The sequence below is a fragment of the Paraburkholderia fungorum genome, assembly GCF_900099835.1.
GTDB lineage: Bacteria > Pseudomonadota > Gammaproteobacteria > Burkholderiales > Burkholderiaceae > Paraburkholderia > Paraburkholderia fungorum_A.
The window spans coordinates 1,277,920-1,297,707 of the sequence record NZ_FNKP01000002.1; the positions used below are offsets into that span (position 1 = coordinate 1,277,920).

Genomic DNA, 19,788 nt, shown 5'->3' on the forward strand with positions numbered 1-19,788 from the left:
GACGGTGTCTCCTGAGTGTTGAGCACGTTTTGCAGACTTGGGGCTGCGATGGACCGTAGCTTATCCGCGAAATGGCGGCCTATAATTCGCCTCAATTCATATCACTTTTTACCTTTGGCGAATAATCGAATGACTCTCGACGCCGGATCGGATTTCGAATTTTTCATTCTCCTCGCCCGGCTCAAGAGCATGTCGGGCGCGGCGCGCGCGCTTGATCTCACGCCGCCTGCGGCGACCAAGCGTCTGGGCCTGATCGAGCAGAAACTGGGTGTGCGCCTCGTCAACCGGACTACCCGCAGTGTCAGCCTGACGCCCGAGGGCGAGACCTATCTGCGCTACGCGACGCAAATCGTCGGTCAGGTCAGGCAGATGGAAGAAGAGATATCTGGAGCACGGCCCGATCCCCAAGGGCTGTTGCGCGTCAATGCAACGCTCGGCTTCGGACGCACGACCATCGCGCCGCTGGTGTCGGAGTTCGCGAAGCGCTTTCCTCAAGTGGAAATCCAGTTCGAAGTGACCGATCGGCCCATCGATCTGGTCGCGGATGCGTTCGATCTGGCGATCCGTTTCGGCGAGCTTCCCGACAGCCGTCTGAGTGCGCGGCGGATCATGAGCAACCGGCGTTTCTTCTGCGCGTCGCCCCGATACCTGGAGCGGTTCGGCGTGCCGGAGCGCGTCGAGGATCTGGCGCGCCACCGTTGCATCGTGCATCGTCAGAACGATGAAGCGTATGGCGTATGGAGGTATCTGCAAGGCGACCGGATCGAGGCGCTGAAAGTCAAAGGCGCGCTGTCGAGCAACGATGGCGATATCGTGCTGCGCTGGGCGCTCGACGGACACGGCATCCTGATCCGCTCAGAATGGGATCTCGCGAAATATGTTCAGAGCGGCCGCTTGAAACTGGTGCTGCCGGAGACGCCGCTGCCGTCCGCCGATCTCTTTGTCTACTATCCGAGCCAGCGCAACCAGACCGCGCGTGCGCGGGCCTTCATCGACTTTCTGATCGACCACTTTCAGGCGCCGTTCGTGCCGGTCGAAACGGGCGCTCTGATCTACGCGCAGAAAAAGAAAGCGGCGAAGAAGACCTGAGTTTGTTAAGCCCCTCAGGTCAGCTTCACCGCTCTGCCCGCTTTATCGAACTTATCGAACCAGAAATCCGTAAGTCAAAGGGTCTCTGGAATCGATGATCCAGTTGGCAAACCCGCAGACGAAAGCGTTGCCCTCCACCTCTGGAATGACCGCCTTGAATTCGCCGACGGTCGTCTCGCTCAGCACACGTCCCTTGAACACCGTGCCGATAATCGACTCGTTCACCAGCGTTTCGTCCTTCCCCAACTCCCCGCGCAGATAGAGTTGCGCGACGCGGCCGCCGGTGCCTGAACCGGTCGGCGAACGATCCACCTCGCGGTCCGCGAAAACGCAGCAGTTGGCCTGCGTTGAACCCGCGTGCCGCGGCGCGTTCGCGATGATGGTGCCGTAAATGTGGTTGATCTCAGGAATGTGCGGATGCTCGACCGGAAACGCCAGATTGGCCGCCGCCTTCACCTCCGCCCCAAAGCGGATCAGTTCCTCCACCGACGACTCGCGCACTTCGAGCCCGTGCGGCTCGCCATCGGTATAGAAGTAGAACGCGCCGCCGAACGCGATGTCGCCGGTTACCTTGCCGAACGACGGCGTGTCGACGGTCACGTCCCGCTTCCAGATGAACGACGGAACGTTGACGAAGCGCACGTTGCCGGCGTGCTCGCCGTCCCACTGCACGAACGCTTCGATGAACCCGCACGGCGCGTCGATCCCGATGCGCGTCTCGGGAACCTCGCGCTGCACCCATCCCAACTCGACGGCCGCAGTCGACAGCGCGATCACACCGTGGCCGCAGTGATCGCTATAGCCCTCGTTATGCAGAAAGATGATGCCGAAATCGGCGTTCGGGCTGACCGGCTCGGTCAGATAGCCGCCGTACATGTCCGCGTGGCCGCGCGGTTCGAACATCAGCGCGCGGCGGATGTCGTCGGCGTTCTCTCTCAGCCACGCGCGCCGCTTGACGATCGTGTCGCCCGGCAGCCTCGGCAAACCGCTCGTGACGATGCGGAACGCTTCGCCGCCGGTGTGAACTTCAACAGTCGAGATGGTGCGGGTAATTTTCATGTTTGCTTCGGGAAGTCGAAGGACGGCTGCATCGAATGTGCGCTCCGTGGTCGCTTATTGGCCGTACGGAACCGGCAGGCCGCTTTTGATCACGTAGACCGTGGTCGGTGCGCCTTTCAGGTCGCCGTACTCGTCGAACGAATAGGTGCCGGCCACGCCCTTGTAGTTTTCCTTCGCCAGTTGGCCCATGAGTTTGGCTTTGTCGGTCGTCGTGCCCGCCTTCACCATCGCATCGGCCAGCATCTTCACGCCGTCGTAATAGCTGACGGCGTAGACCTGCGTATCGGTGTTGTACGCGGCCTTGTATTTCTGCAGGAACTCGCGACCCGCCGCCGTTTTGTCGAGCGAGATGCCGCCTTGCGCGCAATACACGATGGACGCGGCATCGCCCGCCACCTTGCCCATGTCGGCCGAGCAGATGCCGTCGCCGCCGAGCAGCTTCGCGCGCAGGCCGCGCTGACGCATCTGTTTAGCCATCGGTGCGCCCTGTGCGGCGTAGCCACCGAAGAAAATCACGTCCGGGTTCTTCGCCTTGATCGTCGTCAGAATGCCGAGGAAATCGGTTGCCGACGAACTGGTGAATTCCTGATCGACGATCTGGATGCCGTTCGCCTTGGCTTCCTTGATGAACTGCTCGGCGACGCCTTGACCGTACGCCGTGCGGTCGTCGATCACCGCGGCCGTTTTGGCTTTCAGCGTCTTCGCCGCGAATTGACCCATCGTGCCGCCGAGCTGCTCGTCGCTCGCGCCGATCCGGAAAATGTTCTTGAAGCCCTGCTTGGTCAGCGCCGGATTGGATGCGACCGGCAGCATCGGCACGCCGCCGGTGCTGTACACGCGCGACGCCGGAATCGCCACGCCCGAGTTATACGGCCCGACCACGGCGATCACGCCGCTGTCCACCAGCTTCTGCGCGACCTGCACGCCGACTTTCGGATCGGCCTGATCGTCCTGCGAATCGAGTTTGAAGGTGACTTTCTGACCCGCGACGCTCACGCCGGATTTATTCAGCTCGTCGATGGCGAGCCGCGCGCCGTTTTCGTTGTCTTTGCCATTGGGCGCCTGCGGGCCGGTGAGCGGCGCCGAGTGACCGATCGTGACGACGACCTGTGCATGGGCGGACAGGGTGAATCCGGTGGCCACCACGGCAGCCATGATTGTTGTGAGACGGCGCATACGAACTCCAGGTAGACCAGGAAGGAACCCGACCATTGGGGTCGGGCCGGTGCACGGCATGACTTCGGTAAAGCAGACCACTGACTACTGACACTTCACGACCCACGGACCCACGACTATCGACCGGCCAGGCCCTCGCGCGCGACGCGGCATGCAGCCAGATCCCACGCGGCGCAGCCGACGCTCTTGAAGAAAACCGGCGCATCGATTTCAAGCTCACCGGCGATGGCGTCGGCGAGCGCGGCAACGCTCTTCCAGTCGACGTTCGCCTGAATCAGGTCGCCCGCTTCATGCTTGGCGCCGACGGGGTCGTCCACGATCAGGAAGCTGCCGTCGATCGTCGTCTGAGCGACTTCGGCCGCGTCCGGCGTGAACGCGCCGACGCCGACCACCAGCCGTCCCGCGCGTGCAGGCTCCGAATAGACCGGTGATTTACTCGTCGTCAACGTGATGACGACCTCGACGCTGGCGGGAATCGCGTCGCTGTCCAGCACGGCGAGATTCGGCGCGGTGGGCTGCATCCGCTCGACAAATGCCGCCGCCGCTTCGCGCGACCGGCTTTTCACGTACAGACGCGCGTCGGGAAAAATCGCCGCCAGTGCTTCGGCGTGATTGGCCGCCTGTTTGCCGGTGCCGATCAGGAGCACTTCGCGCGGAGCCGAGCCGTGCAGCGTCTGGATGCCGAGCACGGTGACGGCGGCGGTGCGGCATCCGGTGACCGTCGGGCCGTCCAGAACGAAGAGCATTTCACCTGTGTGCGCATCGCACGCAACGACCTGACCGTGAATGGTCGGCAGCCCGATTTTTCCGTTCGACCGGCATACGTTGACGAGTTTGTGGATGGCGATATCCGCTGCGCTCGCGGGCATCGACAGCATGAGGCCGCCCTCCTGCAGCGGGATCACCATGCGCTCCGGGCTGACGATTTTTCCCGCGCCATACTCGACGATGGTTTGCCGCAAACCCGCCACGAGCGACGGATAGTCCAGCAGATCGGCGGTCGCCTGGGCGTCGAAATTCCGGGTGATAACGGCAGTCATTCGGCTCACTTATAAAAAGGACGCTCACGACGTCGAGCAGGCACAACTGGAAAGAATTACGGCCAATCTACGAGGATGGCCGTTTGCTGTTTCAGACCACTCATCTCAAATTCTGGGCAAAATCTAAGCCAAAAAAATTCGATAAACAAGCCATTTTCAAAAATGTCTGCGTTATTTGGTTTAAAAAAGAACCAGTTTTGCATGTTAAGCGTACCGATGCAGGCTACTATAGGACCAATTTTGTCGTTCCGGTTTCGTGACAAACCCTCGGTTGCGCGTCGTGACGACAGTCCGACTTTGGTATATTCAAGAACCACATCCGACCTGCAGAAAGCGAAAATGGCCTCCCCCCTCGGCGAATTCGAGAGCAACTTCCGTCCGTTGCAGATTTACGAGCAGGTCTCGGAGAAGATTCGCGCGGCAATCCGCGCCGGCGTATTTTTGCCGGATGCGCGTCTGCCGTCCGAACGGGAGCTGGCGGCGCGCTTCGGCGTCGGCAGACCGGCGGTGCGCGAAGCAATCGGCGCGCTGCAGAATGAAGGACTGGTCGTCACGCGGCGCAACTCGGGCACCTATGTCGCCGCCACGGCGGGGCAAATTCTCGCGTCCGCCGCGACGGCGAACGTGGCCGAATCGGATGCATTCGACTTCAGCCCGTCAGCCACGTTAGACGTTCGGCTGATCCTCGAACCGGCGATTGCGCGACGGGCGGCGGCGCATAAAAAACGCGACCGCCTCGCCGAGCACTACCTCGCGCAAATGGAAACGCTGACCGATGTCGCCGATGCCGAGCAGCGGGCGTTGTGGAATAACAGCGACCGGCTTTTTCATCGGCAGCTTGCGGTCATGACCGGCGACGCATTGCTCGCCAAGCTGGCTGAAGAGATTGCCGCGACGATGGACCAGTCGCTGTGGAAGCGACTCAAAGACGACGGCATTTACGACCCGACGCGAATCCGGCTGTATGTCGCGGAACATCGGCTGATCTACGAGGCGATCGTGACGGGCAATGCTGACGCGGCGGCGTTCTATGTGGAGCAGCACATCCACCGGGTGCAGCGGGATATCGCGCCGCAATAGGCGCGGGAACAGGCATAAGAGCGCGCACGGGAGCAGGCACGGCGAACGGTGTTCAAGCGCACCGAAGATGGCTCCCACGCGTGGCATCGTGTCGAAAAACCAGCGCCGGAGACCATCTTGTCACGCACGTTGTCACCCCTTTTCGACGCAATTGCGTGGACCCCGAGGCTCCTTTGGGTCTGGCTTCTGCTGTGCTTTATCCGCGATGAACAAACAGTCGCGCCGCGCCGCCCTGCCGATTACCGCGCCGGACGCGCCAACCCCGCTGCGCCGATCCGACCTGATCTGACCGCAGGCGAGCGCATAACACTGCAATAACGAATTTGGCGCACCCGGAGCAACCGCTTCCAGGTGCGCGTCACGCTTCGCCCGGTCTTAGTACGACAGCCCGTACCCGTACGGATATAACGGATGCGCAGTGTCGTGCGGCACGTCTTCGAGTTGCGCGGTGACTTCGGCCATCGACGACGGCAGTTCGAACGGCAGCTTGCCCTCGGGCTTGCCCTTGCCGGTCAGCACGTCGAACAGCGCGGTGTCGCTCGCACCGAAGTTGGCGAGAATGGCGGTTGCCTTGTCCTGCACGTTGGTCAGAATGGCCGGCCGGTCCATGTAGACAGAGACAATCGACTGCGGCGCCGCAGCCGCCTGCTTGATGGCCTCATAGTCCGCACTGCCGTCGACGAACGCGAGACTGCCTTCATGCTGCATCGAGCCGAACACATAGTTCGGATGCAGCGTTTCATAAGGCGTACTCACACGCAGAATCGCCACGTCCGCGTCCTGCGGTTGCGCGACCACCGTCAAACCGTACTGCTGCGCGACCGTCGGGTCGATGCCATACAGCCAGACCTTCTTACCCGTCGCCGCCAGCGGCAACACCTTGCCGTTGTTCTGCAGCAGCACCATCGAGCGACGCTGTGCATCGAGCGCCTGCGCCTTGAAATCCGCATTGCCGACGACCGCGTTGGCTGCGCTGGCATCGACATACGGATGATCGAACAGGCCTTGCTGGAATTTTTGCAGCAGCACGCGATAAGCCGAGTCGGCCAGCCGTGCTTCACTCAGCAAGCCCTGATTGACGGCCTGAACGAGAAACGAAGGATCGTCTTCGCCGCCGAACTGGTCGACGCCCGCCGTGACCGCTTTCACGAAACGTTGCAGACGCGTGGCGCTTTCCATGCCCCACGGCATGCCCAGTCCGACGAACGACGGCGTGCCGGACGACACGCCGTTCATGCAGTCGGCGTTGCAATCGGACGCGATCAGCCAGTCGGAGACGACCAGCCCCTTGAAGCCATACTTGCCGCGCAGCAGATCGGTGATCAGCGCCTTGTCGTACGCCGCGCCCACCTGTTCGAGCGAAATACCATCGATGGTCACCGGCGTATCCGACTCGGAGTAGGTCGGCATGACCGAGCCGACGTTCGCGGCGAACGCACCCTCGAATGGCTTGAGGTGATACGCGAAGTTATTGCCGGGATACGTGGCCCAGCGGCCGTAGTAGTTGTGGCTGTCGAAGCCCGACTTTTGTGCGCCGTAAGCGGCCCAATGCTTGACCACCGCGATCACGCTCGTGTCGTTGATGCCGGTACTGCCGCCCTGAAACCCTTCGATATAAGCCTGAACCTGCGCGCGGGCGACATCCGCGTCTTCACCGAACGTACCGTTGATGCGCGACCAGCGAGGTTCGGTCGCGAGATCCGCCTGCGGCGATAGTGCCTCGGTAATGCCGACCGCGCGATATTCCTGGCGCGCGATGTCGCCGAACTTGCGCGTCAGCGCCGCGTCGCCGATCGCCGCGAATCCGAGTGTCTCAGGCCATTGCGAAAATCCGCTGCTGCCCGCGCTCGCGCCCAGCACATACTGGAAATGATTGCGCGGATCGGAACTGATCGACACCGGAATGCCGAGCCGCGACTGTTCTGCGAGCGTCTGGATCTGGTTGTATTGCGACGCCATCGAGTTCGCGTCGCCGCTCATCCGCGTGATGTACGTGCTGATGTCGAGATCGTTGATCTGCTTCTTCAATGTATCGAGGTCGTAGGCCGTGCCGGTTCCCGCACCCGTCGTATCGTTGAGCACAGGCGCTGTGCCGTGCATCATCAAGCCCGCTTTTTCGGCCAGCGTGAGCCGGTTGGTCAGATCGCGCGCGCGAACCTCGGCGGACAGACGCCAGTCTTCGTAGGGATCGAGTTGACCATTGCGGTTCATGTCCTTGAACTTGAGATTGCCCTGCGAGATCACCGGCAACGTGGTGTATCCCAGGTCGCGCTGGGTGACCGTTTTCGAATTACTGTCGATGTCGCTGCCGCAGGCAAACAGGCCGACCGCCAACGCCGCGCTGGCCGCCGCGATGGCCGTGACCCGGCAGGCAGGCTGGGAAAAAAGGTGCATCTGTGTCTCCGGATTCGGTGGATTTTTAGAGTTTGGACAAGCGGGTATGACCTTATCCTTACCGTTCCCTACCGGTTTGACTCTCAGGAGCACGGTTTATCTTCGCGGAGCAGCCCGCATAAAAACGAAGATGAAAGCACGGGAAGGCAAAATGTAATGGCAATTCCTGGTAGCTTTGATTTTGCGGTGCGCAGCATGATCGGTGGATTCCGTACTGCCTTTGGGTCACATGCCGACATTCATGCCCGACATTCCGCTGCCGCGCGTCGGCCGACGCCTTCGCACCGTCTCGAATCGAATCGCCTGCGCCGCGCAGCAGGTCGCGCAATCGGCGGGGATGTCGCCGGATATTTTTGTGGCGCGCACCGGCATTGCGGCGCAGGACCTGGCTGACGCCGATGGCCGTATCGACGGCGCGCGGCATCGACGGCTGGTGGAATTGATGGTGTCGGTCGGGCCGGCCATCGAGCCGCTTCTGGATGACCGTTGCAGTCTCTTTCCCGATTTCCCCGTGCTCGGCAACTTGTGTCTGAACGCGCGCACCTTGCGTGAAGCGATCAATGCGTTCATCACGTTTCGCCCCATCATTGGCGAGTTCGATTTTCTTTTCTACAAGGAAACAGCGGACGCCGTGCAGTTCGAGTACATCGCGGAATTCGCGCCCGATAGCAGCTTCCAGGCAATCGCGAATTTCCGCGTGCTGGCCACGCTAATCCGCGCTTACGACATCGATCATCGAACGGTATTTCGGGTTGCGTTGTCGGGCAGCGAACCCGCCCGCTCCCGCTCGTTCGACGAGTTTTTCGGCGACTCCGTGCAGTACCGCGCGTCTGCGAACCGGATGCAGTTTGCGTCGGCCGCGCTTGAACGGCCTTTCCCGCAATACAACGCGGTGCTCGCGCCGTTTCTGCTGCAACAGACGCAGCAGCAGATGTTGCGCATCCAGCAGCACAGTCTGTTTTCCGCGAGCGTGGCCGCTCTGATCAAGGAAGTCATTGCCGAACAAACCGGCGACGCCTGCACGTCGTCTTCGTTGCTGGCGCAGATTTGCGCACGGCTGAACATATCGCGCTGGACCTTGCGGCGTCAGTTGCAGGCCGAAGGCGTTCATTTCAGCGAACTGGAAGCGCGAGTCAGACTGACGGAAGCGCGCAGGCTGCTGGCCGAAACGCGCCTGAGCGTCGCGCAGATCAGCGAGCAACTGGGCTTTTCATCGCAAAGCGCGTTCACGCGTTTTTTTCGCAGCCGGCACGAGACGCCCCCCGTCGCGTTCCGTCAATGGGCGCAGCGACAAAAGTCGCAGCAGGGTGCGTTGGTGTCCGGCTAGCGTCATGACCAGCGAAGCATTGCGCTGACGACGGCTTCGATGTTGACGCCGGTCAGCGGTTGCTGGTGCTCTCTGCCGCCGGCTGCTGCTCGCATACGATCGCCGTGAGCACCATGGGGATGACCGGATGCACGACGGCGGAACTTCCCGCGTCGGTGAGACGCCGCTTGACAGCATCTGCGGAACCCAGCACGACCACACCGTAGACCGGACCCGACGGTGTTTCATTGCCGCCCGCCTTGAACAGCGGATCGCCCGGCTGGTATCCGAACACAGCGTGAACGCGCAGACCGAACGCGGTCAGCGGGTTGTTTTTTGTGGGGCGAAACGCGTTGACCGAATTCGGTTCGACACGCATCGGCGTGACTTCGATCGATTGTGTTCCGACGAGATCGGCGACGAAATCGTGGGCGGTTTCCGCGCACGACAAATCGTGATCCAGCGTCTGGCTGAAGGCCGATGCTGGAACAATTGCAAGGAAAGCCAGTAACGCAACATTCAGACGCATGGCACAAATTTCCTTCAACGTCGCCCCAAAATTGGTCACCGGGTGACCGCCTGGTGATGTCTGGACCGCGCAGTGCTGACATTGCGCGTGGCCACAGGGTTTGAAGCATGTGTTGTACCAGGCTCTTGTGGCCCGGAGTTCATCTCCAACTCATCGTCGCCCTCGCAGCAGTGGCCAGCCCAGGCGGGTCGCGCTACGCAAGCTCCGCCCCCGCTTCCCGCTTGCCGCCGCGCAACTCGCGCACCCCTTTGCCCAGGCGCCGGCGCAATAACGTACGCAGCGTCGCGCCATCCACATAACCGACCTCGGCGGCGATTTTCTCGATATCGAGTCGGCTCGTACGCAACAGATGGACCGCGCGCTCGACCCGAAGATCCTGAAAATACGACAGCGGTGATTTTCCCAGCACGGCCTCGATGCGACGTTGCAACGTACGCGTGCTGGTCGCCAGCGAAGCGGCGGCGGCGTCGAGTGAAAAGCCCTCTGCCAGCCGCGCTCGCGCCCATCGCTCGAAACGTTCGACCAGCGGATCGGCGCGCGCCAGATGATCTGGAATCATATAAGCCGCTTGTGAAGGTCGTGAGTCCAGCAGCAGATAACGTGCGACCACCGCAGCGACGTCGGGGCTCGCCTGGTTCAGCAGCCACAGCGCGAGATCGAGATGCCCCAGCGCCGCGCCCGCCGTGCAGAAATCGCCGGACGGCACCACCATCCTCGAACTGTCCAGACGCACTTCAGGATAACGCTGCCGGAAAAGCGGGGCGAGCCACCAGGTCGTGGTGGCTTCCTGCCCGCTCAGCAAGCCCGACTCCGCCAGCACGAACGTGCCGATGCAGGCTGCGGCGACCTTTACACCGTCCGCGTGACTGTCGCGCAGCAGTGCCATGGCGTCGGCGACATCGCGCCTGGCCAGCGCCGGCAGCAACTGCTCGGGCATCTTGGTGCCGGGTGCGGGCACGACGATCCAGTCCGGCCGGTCCATCGTACTGGCGGACTTGACCGGCACACGCATGCCGAAACCGGTGCGCACGTCGCGCCTCATACCGATCACGCTGACGTCGAAATGCGGACCCACGCCGGGTTGCTGGCGGGCCGACAGATCGTTGGCGGTTTTGAACGCGTCGACCAGCGCGGCGAGGCCGGTATCGAACAGTCCATCGAGCGCGAGGATCGCAATCTTCATGGCGCAAATGACTCCAAAAATGTCATTTACGACAATAGTACGGATGCTGTCCGGTGTCTACAGTGGACCCCAATCCGGAGCGCGACAACGAACATTCCGGACCACTTCCCAACGACACACAACGATGTTTTTCTTCTGGAGCAAATCATGAAAGTGATGGCAATCGGCACCCTCAAACCCCTCAGCCCCGAACAGCAGCAGACCTATATGCCGTCGGAAGTCCCGGCGACGCTGCAGCTTTACCTCGAAGGAAAAATGGAACAATTCTGGTTGCAGGACCAGAAGAAAGGCGTCATTTTCCTGATGAATGTCAATTCGGTCGACGAAGCCGACCAGCTTCTTAAAAACCTGCCGCTGGGGCGCGCTAACCTGCTGACCTTCGACCTGCTGCCGATCGGCCCGCTTCTGCCGCTAGGCCTGCTGATGAAAGCCGCCTGACAACACCACACGAAAGTAGCGCAAGCAAAAAGGCAAAAGGAACCGCAATGAATGATTCTGCACACCACCCGCTCGATCGCCCGATCTGGTCGGCGCTTACGACCCGTCAGGCGCATCTGCGGCAAGGCGACCGGCTTGCTTGCCGCTACTTTCCCGATGTGGCGCCGTTTGCCGCGATGTCGCCGGACCCGGCGCAGGCCGCAGACGCGTGGCAGGCTCTGCACGAGCTTCTGCAATCCGACGAACAGGTCGCGATGTTGTCGCTCGACGCGCTCAGTCCGATCGAAACACTGCACGAGGAGCGCATCGGCCGGCTTCATCAGATGATCGCGCCGCACCCGGTCGATCAAGCCGCCGACGACCCGGACATTGTCCGTCTGACCGAACGCGACGCGCCCGAGATGTTCGATCTCGCGCAAAAAGCCAAACCGGGCCCGTTCGGCAAACGCACGCACCAGATGGGTAACTACATCGGCATTCGCGATGAAGGGCGTCTCATCGCGATGGCTGGCGAGCGGATGCAACTCGACGGATTCGTCGAAATAAGTGCGGTGTGCGTGGACGCCGATTATCGCGGCAAAGGTCTCGCGGGACGGCTCGTGAACGCGCTGCGCCAGCAGATCGGACTGCGCGGCGACACGCCTTTCCTGCATGTCCTCAGCGACAACCGCGCCGCCATCGCGCTGTACGAACGGCTCGGCTTCGAACAGCGTCAAACGTTCTTTCTCTCGCGGATCAAACTCGCAAACGCCGCCTGAACGCGACCCCATGTCCGGAAACTGAACACTTTCAGGCCGCCCTGCCGCCCGCCGCAATGCTTCCAGCCGGTGGAAGAAATACCGATAGCCGCCCAGTCGTCGACCCCCTATCTTCAACGACCGGCGGCCCCTTCGCGGCGGGCCTTGGCGATACTGAACCGTTCAGGAGAAAGCATGAGCGTGGACCTTCCGTCGACACTACTCGACAGCGATATCTGGCAAGCACGTCTTTACACCGGCGACTGGCGCACCGGCAGCGGTGAGGCCGACGTTGTCGAGCCGGCCACTGGCCAGCGCCTCGGCCGAATCGGCATGGCCGACGCGGCGCTCGTCGCGGAATCGGCCGCGAGCGCGTCGCGTGCGCAGCTTGCGTGGGCGGCGACGCCTTACGACGAACGCGCGGCCGTGTTGCGCCGCGCCGCGCAAATCGCCGAAACGCATTTCAAGGAAATCGCCGAATGGATCGTTCGTGAAAGCGGCTCGACCCAGATCAAGGCGGGTTTCGAGACCTCGGTGACCATCAAGGCGCTTCACGAAGCGAGCGGCCTGCCGTCGCGCTCGGCGGGCGAAGTGCTGCCGTCGTCGCCCGGACGACTGTCGCTCGCACGCCGGCGGCCGCTTGGCGTAATCGGCGTGATCTCGCCGTTCAACTTCCCGCTTTATCTGGCGATGCGCGCCGTCGCGCCCGCGCTGGCGCTCGGCAACTCGGTCGTGCTGAAGCCGGACCCGCGCACGGCAGTGTGCGGCGGCTTTGCGATTGCGCGTCTGTTCGAACTGGCCGGTTTGCCCAAGGGCGTGCTGCATGTGCTGCCGGGCGACGGCGGCGCGGGTGCGGCGCTGACCAGCGATCCGCATGTGGCGATGATCCAGTTCACTGGTTCGACGGCGGCGGGCCGCAAAGTCGGCGAGGCGGCGGGACGGCATCTGAAGAAGGTGTCGCTCGAGTTGGGCGGCAAGAATTCGCTGATCGTTCTCGACGACGCCGACCTCGATCTCGCGATTGCGAACACCGCGTGGGGCGTCTATCTGCATCAGGGACAAATCTGCATGGCGACCGGCCGCGTGCTGGTGCAACGCAAGATCTACGACACGTTCGTCACGAAACTGGTGGCGAAGGCGGCCAGCCTGAAAGTCGGCAACCCCGCTTCCGGCGATGTCGCGCTCGGCCCGCTGATCAACGCGACGCAACGCGACCACGTCGCGCGCGTGATCGCGGCTGCGCAGCAAGCGGGCGCGAAACTCGAGACCGGCGGCAAGAGTCAGGACCTGTACTTCGAGCCGACCGTGCTGAGCGGCGTCACGCCCGACAACCCCGCGTTCCACGAAGAGATTTTCGGACCGGTCGCGGTCTTGGTCCCGTTCGACACGGACGACGAAGCCATCGCGCTCGCCAACAACACCGAGTACGGGCTTTCCACCGCCATCGTCACGGCCAACGTGGGCCGCGCGTTGCAGATGGGCGAGCGTCTGCGCACGGGCCTGCTGCATATCAATGATCAGACCGTCAACGACGAGGTGATCAACCCGTTCGGCGGGGTCGGCGCGTCGGGTAACGGCACCAGCATCGGCGGACCGGCGAACTGGGAAGAGTTCACGCAGTGGCAATGGCTCACCGTGAAGGGCGAAGCGCCGCTCTATCCGATCTGACAACAGGGAGACACACATGACAACAACAACGGGATTTCGCACGATTACCGCCGCCGTCGCCCGCGCAAAGGGCGAGCCGTTCTCGATCCAGCAGGCGCGCATTCGCGGCCCGAAAGCCGACGAGGTGCTGGTGCGCGTGGTGGCGACCGGCCTCTGCCACACCGATCTGATCGTGCGCGATCAGTACTATCCGGTGCCGCTGCCTTCGGTGCTCGGTCACGAGGGCGCGGGCATCGTCGAGGAAGTCGGCCCGGCGGTGAAGGACCTCAAGCCAGGCGATCACGTCGTGCTGACCTATGGCGCGTGCGGCCACTGCAACGCATGCAACGGCGGCCACGGCGCGTACTGCAAACAGTTCTTCGGGCTGAACTTCGGCGGCGGCGATCTGGAAGGCCGTACCGCGATCGAAGACGAAGAAGGACAGCCGCTGCACGATCACTTCTTCGCGCAGTCGTCGTTCGGCAGCTTTGCGCTGGCTCGTGAGAACAACGCGATCAAGGTGCCGCACGACGCGCCGCTCGAATTGCTCGGGCCGCTCGGTTGCGGTATCCAGACCGGCGCCGGCGCGGTGATCAACTCGCTGAAGGTGCGCCCCGGCAGCAGTTTCGCGAGCCTCGGCGCGGGCGCGGTCGGCCTGAGCGCGGTGATGGCGGCGCGGGTCGCGGGTGCCACCACCATCATCGCCGTCGATGTCGTGCCGTCCCGTCTCGCGCTCGCCAAAGAACTCGGCGCGACGCACACGGTGAATAGCCGCGAAGTCGACATGATCGAGGCGATCCGTCAGATCACCGACGGCGGCGTCGATTTCGCGCTGGAATCGACCGGACGGGCGGAAGTGCTGTCGCAAGGCATCGACGCGCTCGGCAGTCTCGGCGCGATGGGCGTGGTCGGCGCGCCGCCGCTCGGCACGAAGGCCGAGTTCGACATCAACAGCCTGTTGCTCGGCGGGCGCACGATTCGCGGGATTGTCGAAGGCGACAGCGTGCCGCAAGTGTTCATTCCGCAGCTTGTGCAGTTGTATCAGCAGGGTCGTTTTCCGTTCGACAGGCTGGTCAGGTTCTATTCGATCGACCAGATCAACGAAGCCGCCGACGACAGCACGAGCGGCGTCACGCTGAAGCCGATTCTCCGGTTCGCGCATTGAGACGATTGATGTGCGTTGAGGTGCATTCACGCGAGCCGGGCCGCCGACGGTGCGCGCAATTGCTGACGGATTCTGTGCACGAACAAACGCGGCGCATGCCGGGCAACCTGGCCGCGCCGCGTTGACAGGAGACTCGTGTGGCAAAAATCTCATCGGCGGATTCAGCGGATTCCCGGCAGGCACGTCTGAACGCGGCTCGCGCGCAGTTCATCGGCGGCGAGCAGTTGCCCTCCACTCTTCTATCAGCGCCGGTCGCGCGCTCGTGGGAGCGTTCGCGCGGCGCGGGTCTTCTGCCTTCGAGCGCGCCGCAATACGAGTTGCTCGACAAATCCCGCACGGTGCCCGACTCGAAGGCCGACCGTCGTCTCTACAGCTGCGTCGTCGATGAAATCGAGCAGTTGTGGAGTGCATTCGGCGGCAACGACTGGACGATTTTCTGCGTCAATACCGAAGGCACGGTGATCCACGCGCGGCACAGTCCCGCTTGCGACGACGACCTGTTGCTGCCCATCACCTGTGGCCGGCGCATCGTCGAATCCAACATTGGCACGACCGCGCCGAGCTGCGTGATCCACGAGGGCATCGAAGCGATCGTGACGGGCGGCGAGCATTATCTCGACGAGTTCGAACGGGCCTTCTGCGTCGCCGTGCCGCTGTTCGGATTTCACGGCGAGGTGATCGGTGCGCTGGATATCACGGGGACGGGAGAGCGCGACGTATCGCAGGTTCAGGAGCAGTTCCGGCTTGCCGCGCTGGCCGCCGAACAACGTCTGTTCGCGACGCTGCGCGGTTGTCATCTATTGCGCTTGCAACATGATCCGCGCTGGCTGGGCACACCGCTCGCGGGCGTCATCGCCATCGAGGACGACGGCCAGGTGCGCGCCGTCAGCCGGGTGGCGCGGCGCATGCTGTCGTTGCCTGCCAGCGGCCCGCTGCCCTCGCTCGATCTGCGGCGGATTTTCGACGACGCGTCTCCAGCGCTACTTGGCCGGCTGCTTCAGCGGGGCCGTGGCGTGCAACGGGTAGCACGCGCGGACGGCAGTCATGTGTGGATCGAATATACGCGCGGACCGCTGAACCGGAGCACGGCGCGCCGGACGAATCAGACCGTCACGGCACGCTTCGATGATCCCGCACCGGCTGCGACGGCCGCCAGCGCAAGCGGCAGTCTGAAGGAACAGACGCTCAGCGCGATCCAGAGCGCGCTACAGGAGCACAACGGAAACATCGCGGCGGCGGCGCGGCAACTCGGCTTGTCGCGGACCACGCTCTACACGAAGCTGCGCCAGCTTCGCGACACGGGGATGGTCGGCGCGGCGGATTAGCGCCACGCTTCGTCTGGTGAGTTGCTCTCGCCGCTTGCCGGCTTGGCGCGGCAAGTCTGTTGCTCGCCGCGCGACCGGCGCTTTGTCGAGTCAGCCCTACTTCTTCGAAATCGCCGCCGTAGCCGGGTCGTACTGAAAACCCTTCTGCGCGAGCCGCTCGCCCATCGTCGAACTGATGAGCTTTTGCTGCGCGTCGCGCGATATCAATTCGTGATCGGGCTTGAAGCGTTCGAGTTCGGTCGCGAGCCGGCGGATCAGCGCGACTTCGCCCATGCTGCGGGCGTCGATGAACACGATTCTTTCGTTCGATACGCTAAGGCGCTGCTTCAGATCTTTCGCGTGCGCGACCCATTGTTCGGCCAGAGCATGAAGTTCATTGAAGGCTTTTTCGTGCGCTTTGGCCTGGGCCGTCAGTTGACGTTGCAGCGACGCATATTCGTCCGGTTTCGACGAGTCGCCCCGTTGGGTTTCCTCCTGATGTGCGGCGCTGAGTTCGGCGAGACGCTGCTTCAGTTCGGCGACCTGCTGTTCGGCGGCCTGGGTCCGCTGCAGCGCGGCGGACAGATGTTGCGCGGCCTCGGCAGCTTCGCCGCTGGTCGCCGCGTGGGTGGTCTCGACGGCGGCGAGTTGCTGCTCGGCGGCCTCGGCACGCTGTATTGCTGCTGACAGTTGCTGCGCGGCCTGGGCCTTTTCATCGCTGGCGGCGGCTTTCGCGTCTTCCAGCGCGGCGATTTGATGTTCGGCGGACTCAGCGCGCTGAAGGGCGGCGGATAGCTGCTGCGTGGCTTGAGCTGCGTCGTCGCTGGTGGCGGCTTTGGCGTTTTCCAGCGCGGTGATCTGCTGCTCGGCAGCTTGCGCGCGATGCATCGCAGCGGACACCTGTTGCGAAGCCTGGGTTACTTCGTCGCTCATTGCGGCTTTGGTGTTTTCCAGCGCCGCGACCTGCTGTTCCGCAGCTTCCGCACGGTGTAGTGCGGCGGATAGCTGTTGCGCCGCTTGTGCGATTTCGTCGTTCGCGGCAGCTTTGGCGTTCTCCAGTTCCATGACTTGCAGCTCGGCGGATTCGGCGCGTTGGGTCGCGGCGGACGCTTGTTGCGCAGCCTGAGCCACTTCATCGCTCATCGCTGCCTTTGCACTTTCCAGAGCCGAGACCTGCTGTTCAGCAACTTCTGCACGTTGGATTGCAGCCGATAGCTGTTGTGCAGCCTGAGCAACTTCATCGCTCGAAGCGGCTTTGGCGTCTTCCAACTCCATGACTCGCAGCTCGGCGTTTTCGGCGCGTTGCGTCGCCGCCGACACCTCTTGTGCCGCTTGAGCCACTTCGTCGCTCAGCGACGCCTTTGTGGCTTCCAATGCGGCGTTTTGTTGCTCAGCCGCTTCCGCGCGCTGCATCGCGGCGGATAGCTGTTGCGCGGCTTGTGCGATTTCGTCGCTCGCTGCAGCTTTGGCGTCTTCCAACTCCATCGCTTGCAATTCGGCCGTTTCTGCGCGTTGCGTCGCGGTCGACACCTGTTGCGCAGCTTGAGCCACTTCCTCGCTCAGCGCTGTCTTTGCGCTTTCCAAAGCCGAGACCTGCTGTTCAGCAGTTTCCGCGCGTTGGATCGCGGCGGATAGCTGTTGCGCCGCTTGAGCAACTTCATCGCTCGCTGCGGCTTTGGCGTCTTCCAACGCCATCACTTGCAGTTCGGCAGTTTCAGCGCGCTGTGTCGCTGCCGACACCTGTTGCGCAGCCTGAGCCACTTCATCGCTCATCGCCGCTTTTGCATCTTCCAGAGCCGACACCTGCTGTTCAGCAGCCTCTGCACGTTGGATCGCGGCGGATAGCTGTTGCGCGGCTTGAGCCACTTCATCGCTCGCTGCGGCTTTGGCGTCTTCCAGCTCCATCACCTGCAACTCGGCAGATTCAGCGCGTTGGGTCGCTGCCGACACCTGTTGCGCAGCCTGAGCCACTTCCTCGCTCATCGCCGCTTTTGCATCTTCCAGAGCGGCGACCTGCTGTTCCGCCGCTTCCGCCCGCTGTGTCGCGTCGGAAATCTGCTGCGCAGCCTGTGCCACCGCGTCGCTCGCGGCGGCCTTCGCCCCCTGTAGCGCCGCTATCTCCTGCTGTGCTTTTTCGAGCGCTTCGACCAGCCGCTGCAACTCCTCCAGATGAATCGACGCCTCTTCCATCCGCGCCGCCGACGTATGCTGTTCCGCCGTGAGCGCAGTGCGAGCTTCATCGAGATCGGCTTCGCGCGCGGCGATCTGCGCGAGATGCTCGTTCGCCTGCGCCGTCGCGGCGTCAGCGCGCGCCGAAGCCTCACCGGCCTCGGCGGTCAAGCGCATCAGTTCCGCCGACGCCGCCTGGCCCGCCTCGCTCAGCGTGGCCGCTTCGTGGCGCGCATCGTCGCGCTCGCGGGTGATCTGCGCAATCGCTTCGTCCTTGCCCGCAGCAGCCGACTCAGCCGAGGTCAACTTCTCGCGCGTTTCATCGAGTGCCGATTGAGTGGCTTCGAGCCGCGCATCGTTTTCCGATGCCCGCTGCACCAGTTCGCCGACCCGCGCCTCGGCCGCTTCGGCGCGGCTGATTGCGCTCGCGAGTTCCGCCGTTAGAAGCGAGGCCGCCTGGTCCGATGCATCGCGCTCGTGGTTGATCCGCGCGATCTCCTCGTCCTTGCTCGATACGACCGATCCTAAGGTCGCGCGCGCGTCGTCGAGCGCCGACTCGAGATAGTCGATCCGGCTGTCGTCCTGCGCGGCCCGCTGCACGAGTTCTTCGACCCGCGTTTCGGCCACGCCGGCACGGCTGGTCACATCGGCGAGTTCCGCCGACAGACGCGCGGCCGCCTGCTCCGACGCAGTGTGCGCGTCGGTCAGCGCGGCGAGCCGTTCGCGCTCGATCCTCACCTGCTCGACCGTTTTCTGATACTCGGCCAGCGCTTCACTGCGCTCGGTCAGCGTGACGTCGAGATGGCGATTCACTGCCTCCACGCGCTGGGTCGCGACTCGCTGCGCCTCGTCGTGCGCGGTGGACCAGATTCGCGATGCCGCGCCGATCAGCGTTTCGGCAAGATTCTCCGGCAACGCAACCGCAGCCTGAGCGGGCGGCGATTGCGATTCGCGCGTGTCGCGCCAGCGGTCGAGCGCCGCGGCAACCGCGACGATCGATTCGCCCTGAACCTCTGACCAGACGGCCACAGGAGACACCTTCCGACCTTCCTGAATCAGGCGATCGGCCGCTCCTGCGACCAGTTCATCCGTGATTGCGTTTGCGTCCGTCGACATAAATCGCCTCGAAAACCTGCATGATCCAAGGGTGTTTAAAGCTTTCAATACACTTTTTCCACCCGTAACCTCTTAATGATAATGGATGACACCCCTCCTTCGCTTCGTCGAAATGACGGGACAACCGCCGCCAATTCTGCGCATTGACGCTCGCGCACGGATAACGCACAGCCCACCGGCAAGCCATTCCGGCCACCAATTTTTAACTATCCAGTTAATATTTTTGTAAATCAGAGGCTGCATCCGGCCCGAGGCCGATAAGCGTCGATCGACGGCATAGCCACTGAGATTGCACAAAAAGCCGGAGTGGCGACACGCCGGCTTTTCGCATTCCTGGCGACGACGTACTACGTCGA

Annotated in this window: 15 protein-coding genes; 8 read left to right on the forward strand and 7 right to left on the reverse strand. The window is 62.9% G+C overall.

Annotated elements, in window-relative coordinates; translation table 11 throughout:
• Positions 1–129 precede the first annotated feature (129 nt).
• The gene (locus tag BLS41_RS21665; protein ID WP_074768530.1) at positions 130–1,089 is read left to right on the forward strand and encodes a LysR family transcriptional regulator; all 960 of its coding nucleotides are present in this window, start codon (positions 130–132) and stop codon (positions 1,087–1,089) included.
• Positions 1,090–1,140: 51 nt separating this feature from the next.
• On the opposite strand, the gene lhpH is transcribed toward BLS41_RS21665, so the two are convergent.
• The 3 genes from lhpH to lhpI all read right to left on the reverse strand — a co-directional run bounded on the left by lhpH (position 1,141) and on the right by lhpI (position 4,364).
• Complete coding sequence (lhpH, locus tag BLS41_RS21670) at positions 1,141–2,148, reverse strand: trans-3-hydroxy-L-proline dehydratase (RefSeq protein WP_074768532.1); 1,008 nt, start codon at positions 2,146–2,148, stop codon at positions 1,141–1,143.
• A gap of 54 nt (positions 2,149–2,202) precedes the next feature.
• Positions 2,203–3,324, reverse strand: coding sequence for a branched-chain amino acid ABC transporter substrate-binding protein (locus tag BLS41_RS21675; RefSeq protein ID WP_074768534.1), 1,122 nt, complete (start codon positions 3,322–3,324; stop codon positions 2,203–2,205).
• A 116-nt stretch (positions 3,325–3,440) separates the two neighbouring features.
• Entirely contained in the window at positions 3,441–4,364 is a 924-nt protein-coding gene (gene lhpI, locus BLS41_RS21680; protein WP_074768536.1) for a bifunctional Delta(1)-pyrroline-2-carboxylate/Delta(1)-piperideine-2-carboxylate reductase, read from the reverse strand.
• A gap of 339 nt (positions 4,365–4,703) precedes the next feature.
• Between lhpI and BLS41_RS21685 the strand changes: the two genes are divergently transcribed.
• Positions 4,704–5,444: a FadR/GntR family transcriptional regulator gene (locus BLS41_RS21685; protein ID WP_074768538.1), complete on the forward strand. Its 741-nt coding sequence runs from the start codon at positions 4,704–4,706 to the stop codon at positions 5,442–5,444.
• Positions 5,445–5,819: 375 nt separating this feature from the next.
• On the opposite strand, the gene BLS41_RS21690 is transcribed toward BLS41_RS21685, so the two are convergent.
• Positions 5,820–7,838, reverse strand: a complete 2,019-nt coding sequence (locus tag BLS41_RS21690; protein ID WP_074768540.1) for a glycoside hydrolase family 3 protein — start codon at positions 7,836–7,838, stop codon at positions 5,820–5,822.
• 241 nt (positions 7,839–8,079) lie between these two features.
• Here BLS41_RS21690 and BLS41_RS21695 point away from each other — a divergent pair, with 241 nt between their 5' ends.
• On the forward strand, positions 8,080–9,165 hold the full coding sequence (locus BLS41_RS21695; protein ID WP_171910287.1) for a helix-turn-helix transcriptional regulator: 1,086 nt from the start codon (positions 8,080–8,082) through the stop codon (positions 9,163–9,165).
• A gap of 52 nt (positions 9,166–9,217) precedes the next feature.
• Here the strand turns inward: BLS41_RS21695 and BLS41_RS21700 are convergent, their stop codons facing one another.
• A complete protein-coding gene (locus tag BLS41_RS21700; RefSeq protein ID WP_074768544.1) occupies positions 9,218–9,673 on the reverse strand; it encodes a hypothetical protein in 456 nt (151 codons plus the stop codon).
• 193 nt (positions 9,674–9,866) lie between these two features.
• On the reverse strand, positions 9,867–10,856 hold the full coding sequence (locus BLS41_RS21705) for a GlxA family transcriptional regulator (protein WP_074768546.1): 990 nt from the start codon (positions 10,854–10,856) through the stop codon (positions 9,867–9,869).
• Between the two features lie 147 nt (positions 10,857–11,003).
• Between BLS41_RS21705 and BLS41_RS21710 the strand changes: the two genes are divergently transcribed.
• The 5 genes from BLS41_RS21710 to BLS41_RS21730 all read left to right on the forward strand — a co-directional run bounded on the left by BLS41_RS21710 (position 11,004) and on the right by BLS41_RS21730 (position 16,168).
• Complete coding sequence (locus BLS41_RS21710) at positions 11,004–11,294, forward strand: hypothetical protein (RefSeq protein WP_074768548.1); 291 nt, start codon at positions 11,004–11,006, stop codon at positions 11,292–11,294.
• A 47-nt stretch (positions 11,295–11,341) separates the two neighbouring features.
• Positions 11,342–12,052: a GNAT family N-acetyltransferase gene (locus BLS41_RS21715; protein WP_074768550.1), complete on the forward strand. Its 711-nt coding sequence runs from the start codon at positions 11,342–11,344 to the stop codon at positions 12,050–12,052.
• 174 nt (positions 12,053–12,226) lie between these two features.
• A complete protein-coding gene (locus BLS41_RS21720; RefSeq protein ID WP_074768552.1) occupies positions 12,227–13,699 on the forward strand; it encodes a benzaldehyde dehydrogenase in 1,473 nt (490 codons plus the stop codon).
• A 16-nt stretch (positions 13,700–13,715) separates the two neighbouring features.
• Complete coding sequence (locus tag BLS41_RS21725) at positions 13,716–14,843, forward strand: NAD(P)-dependent alcohol dehydrogenase (protein WP_074768554.1); 1,128 nt, start codon at positions 13,716–13,718, stop codon at positions 14,841–14,843.
• A gap of 137 nt (positions 14,844–14,980) precedes the next feature.
• Positions 14,981–16,168: a helix-turn-helix domain-containing protein gene (locus BLS41_RS21730; protein ID WP_253189728.1), complete on the forward strand. Its 1,188-nt coding sequence runs from the start codon at positions 14,981–14,983 to the stop codon at positions 16,166–16,168.
• A gap of 96 nt (positions 16,169–16,264) precedes the next feature.
• Here the strand turns inward: BLS41_RS21730 and BLS41_RS21735 are convergent, their stop codons facing one another.
• On the reverse strand, positions 16,265–19,432 hold the full coding sequence (locus BLS41_RS21735) for a DNA-binding protein (protein ID WP_074768556.1): 3,168 nt from the start codon (positions 19,430–19,432) through the stop codon (positions 16,265–16,267).
• Positions 19,433–19,788: the final 356 nt, after the last annotated feature.

Excerpts from the sequence above, each read along its gene's own strand:
- BLS41_RS21700 (WP_074768544.1), bottom strand. The coding sequence starts at position 9,673 with ATGCGTCTGAATGTTGCGTTACTGGCTTTCCTTGCAATTGTTCCAGCA.
- BLS41_RS21725 (WP_074768554.1), top strand. The coding sequence starts at position 13,716 with ATGACAACAACAACGGGATTTCGCACGATTACCGCCGCCGTCGCCCGC.
- BLS41_RS21720 (WP_074768552.1), top strand. The coding sequence starts at position 12,227 with ATGAGCGTGGACCTTCCGTCGACACTACTCGACAGCGATATCTGGCAA.
- BLS41_RS21685 (WP_074768538.1), top strand. The coding sequence starts at position 4,704 with ATGGCCTCCCCCCTCGGCGAATTCGAGAGCAACTTCCGTCCGTTGCAG.
- lhpI (WP_074768536.1), bottom strand. The coding sequence starts at position 4,364 with ATGACTGCCGTTATCACCCGGAATTTCGACGCCCAGGCGACCGCCGAT.
- BLS41_RS21690 (WP_074768540.1), bottom strand. The coding sequence starts at position 7,838 with ATGCACCTTTTTTCCCAGCCTGCCTGCCGGGTCACGGCCATCGCGGCG.
- BLS41_RS21735 (WP_074768556.1), bottom strand. The coding sequence starts at position 19,432 with ATGTCGACGGACGCAAACGCAATCACGGATGAACTGGTCGCAGGAGCG.
- BLS41_RS21695 (WP_171910287.1), top strand. The coding sequence starts at position 8,080 with ATGCCCGACATTCCGCTGCCGCGCGTCGGCCGACGCCTTCGCACCGTC.
- BLS41_RS21665 (WP_074768530.1), top strand. The coding sequence starts at position 130 with ATGACTCTCGACGCCGGATCGGATTTCGAATTTTTCATTCTCCTCGCC.
- BLS41_RS21715 (WP_074768550.1), top strand. The coding sequence starts at position 11,342 with ATGAATGATTCTGCACACCACCCGCTCGATCGCCCGATCTGGTCGGCG.
- lhpH (WP_074768532.1), bottom strand. The coding sequence starts at position 2,148 with ATGAAAATTACCCGCACCATCTCGACTGTTGAAGTTCACACCGGCGGC.
- BLS41_RS21675 (WP_074768534.1), bottom strand. The coding sequence starts at position 3,324 with ATGCGCCGTCTCACAACAATCATGGCTGCCGTGGTGGCCACCGGATTC.
- BLS41_RS21705 (WP_074768546.1), bottom strand. The coding sequence starts at position 10,856 with ATGAAGATTGCGATCCTCGCGCTCGATGGACTGTTCGATACCGGCCTC.
- BLS41_RS21710 (WP_074768548.1), top strand. The coding sequence starts at position 11,004 with ATGAAAGTGATGGCAATCGGCACCCTCAAACCCCTCAGCCCCGAACAG.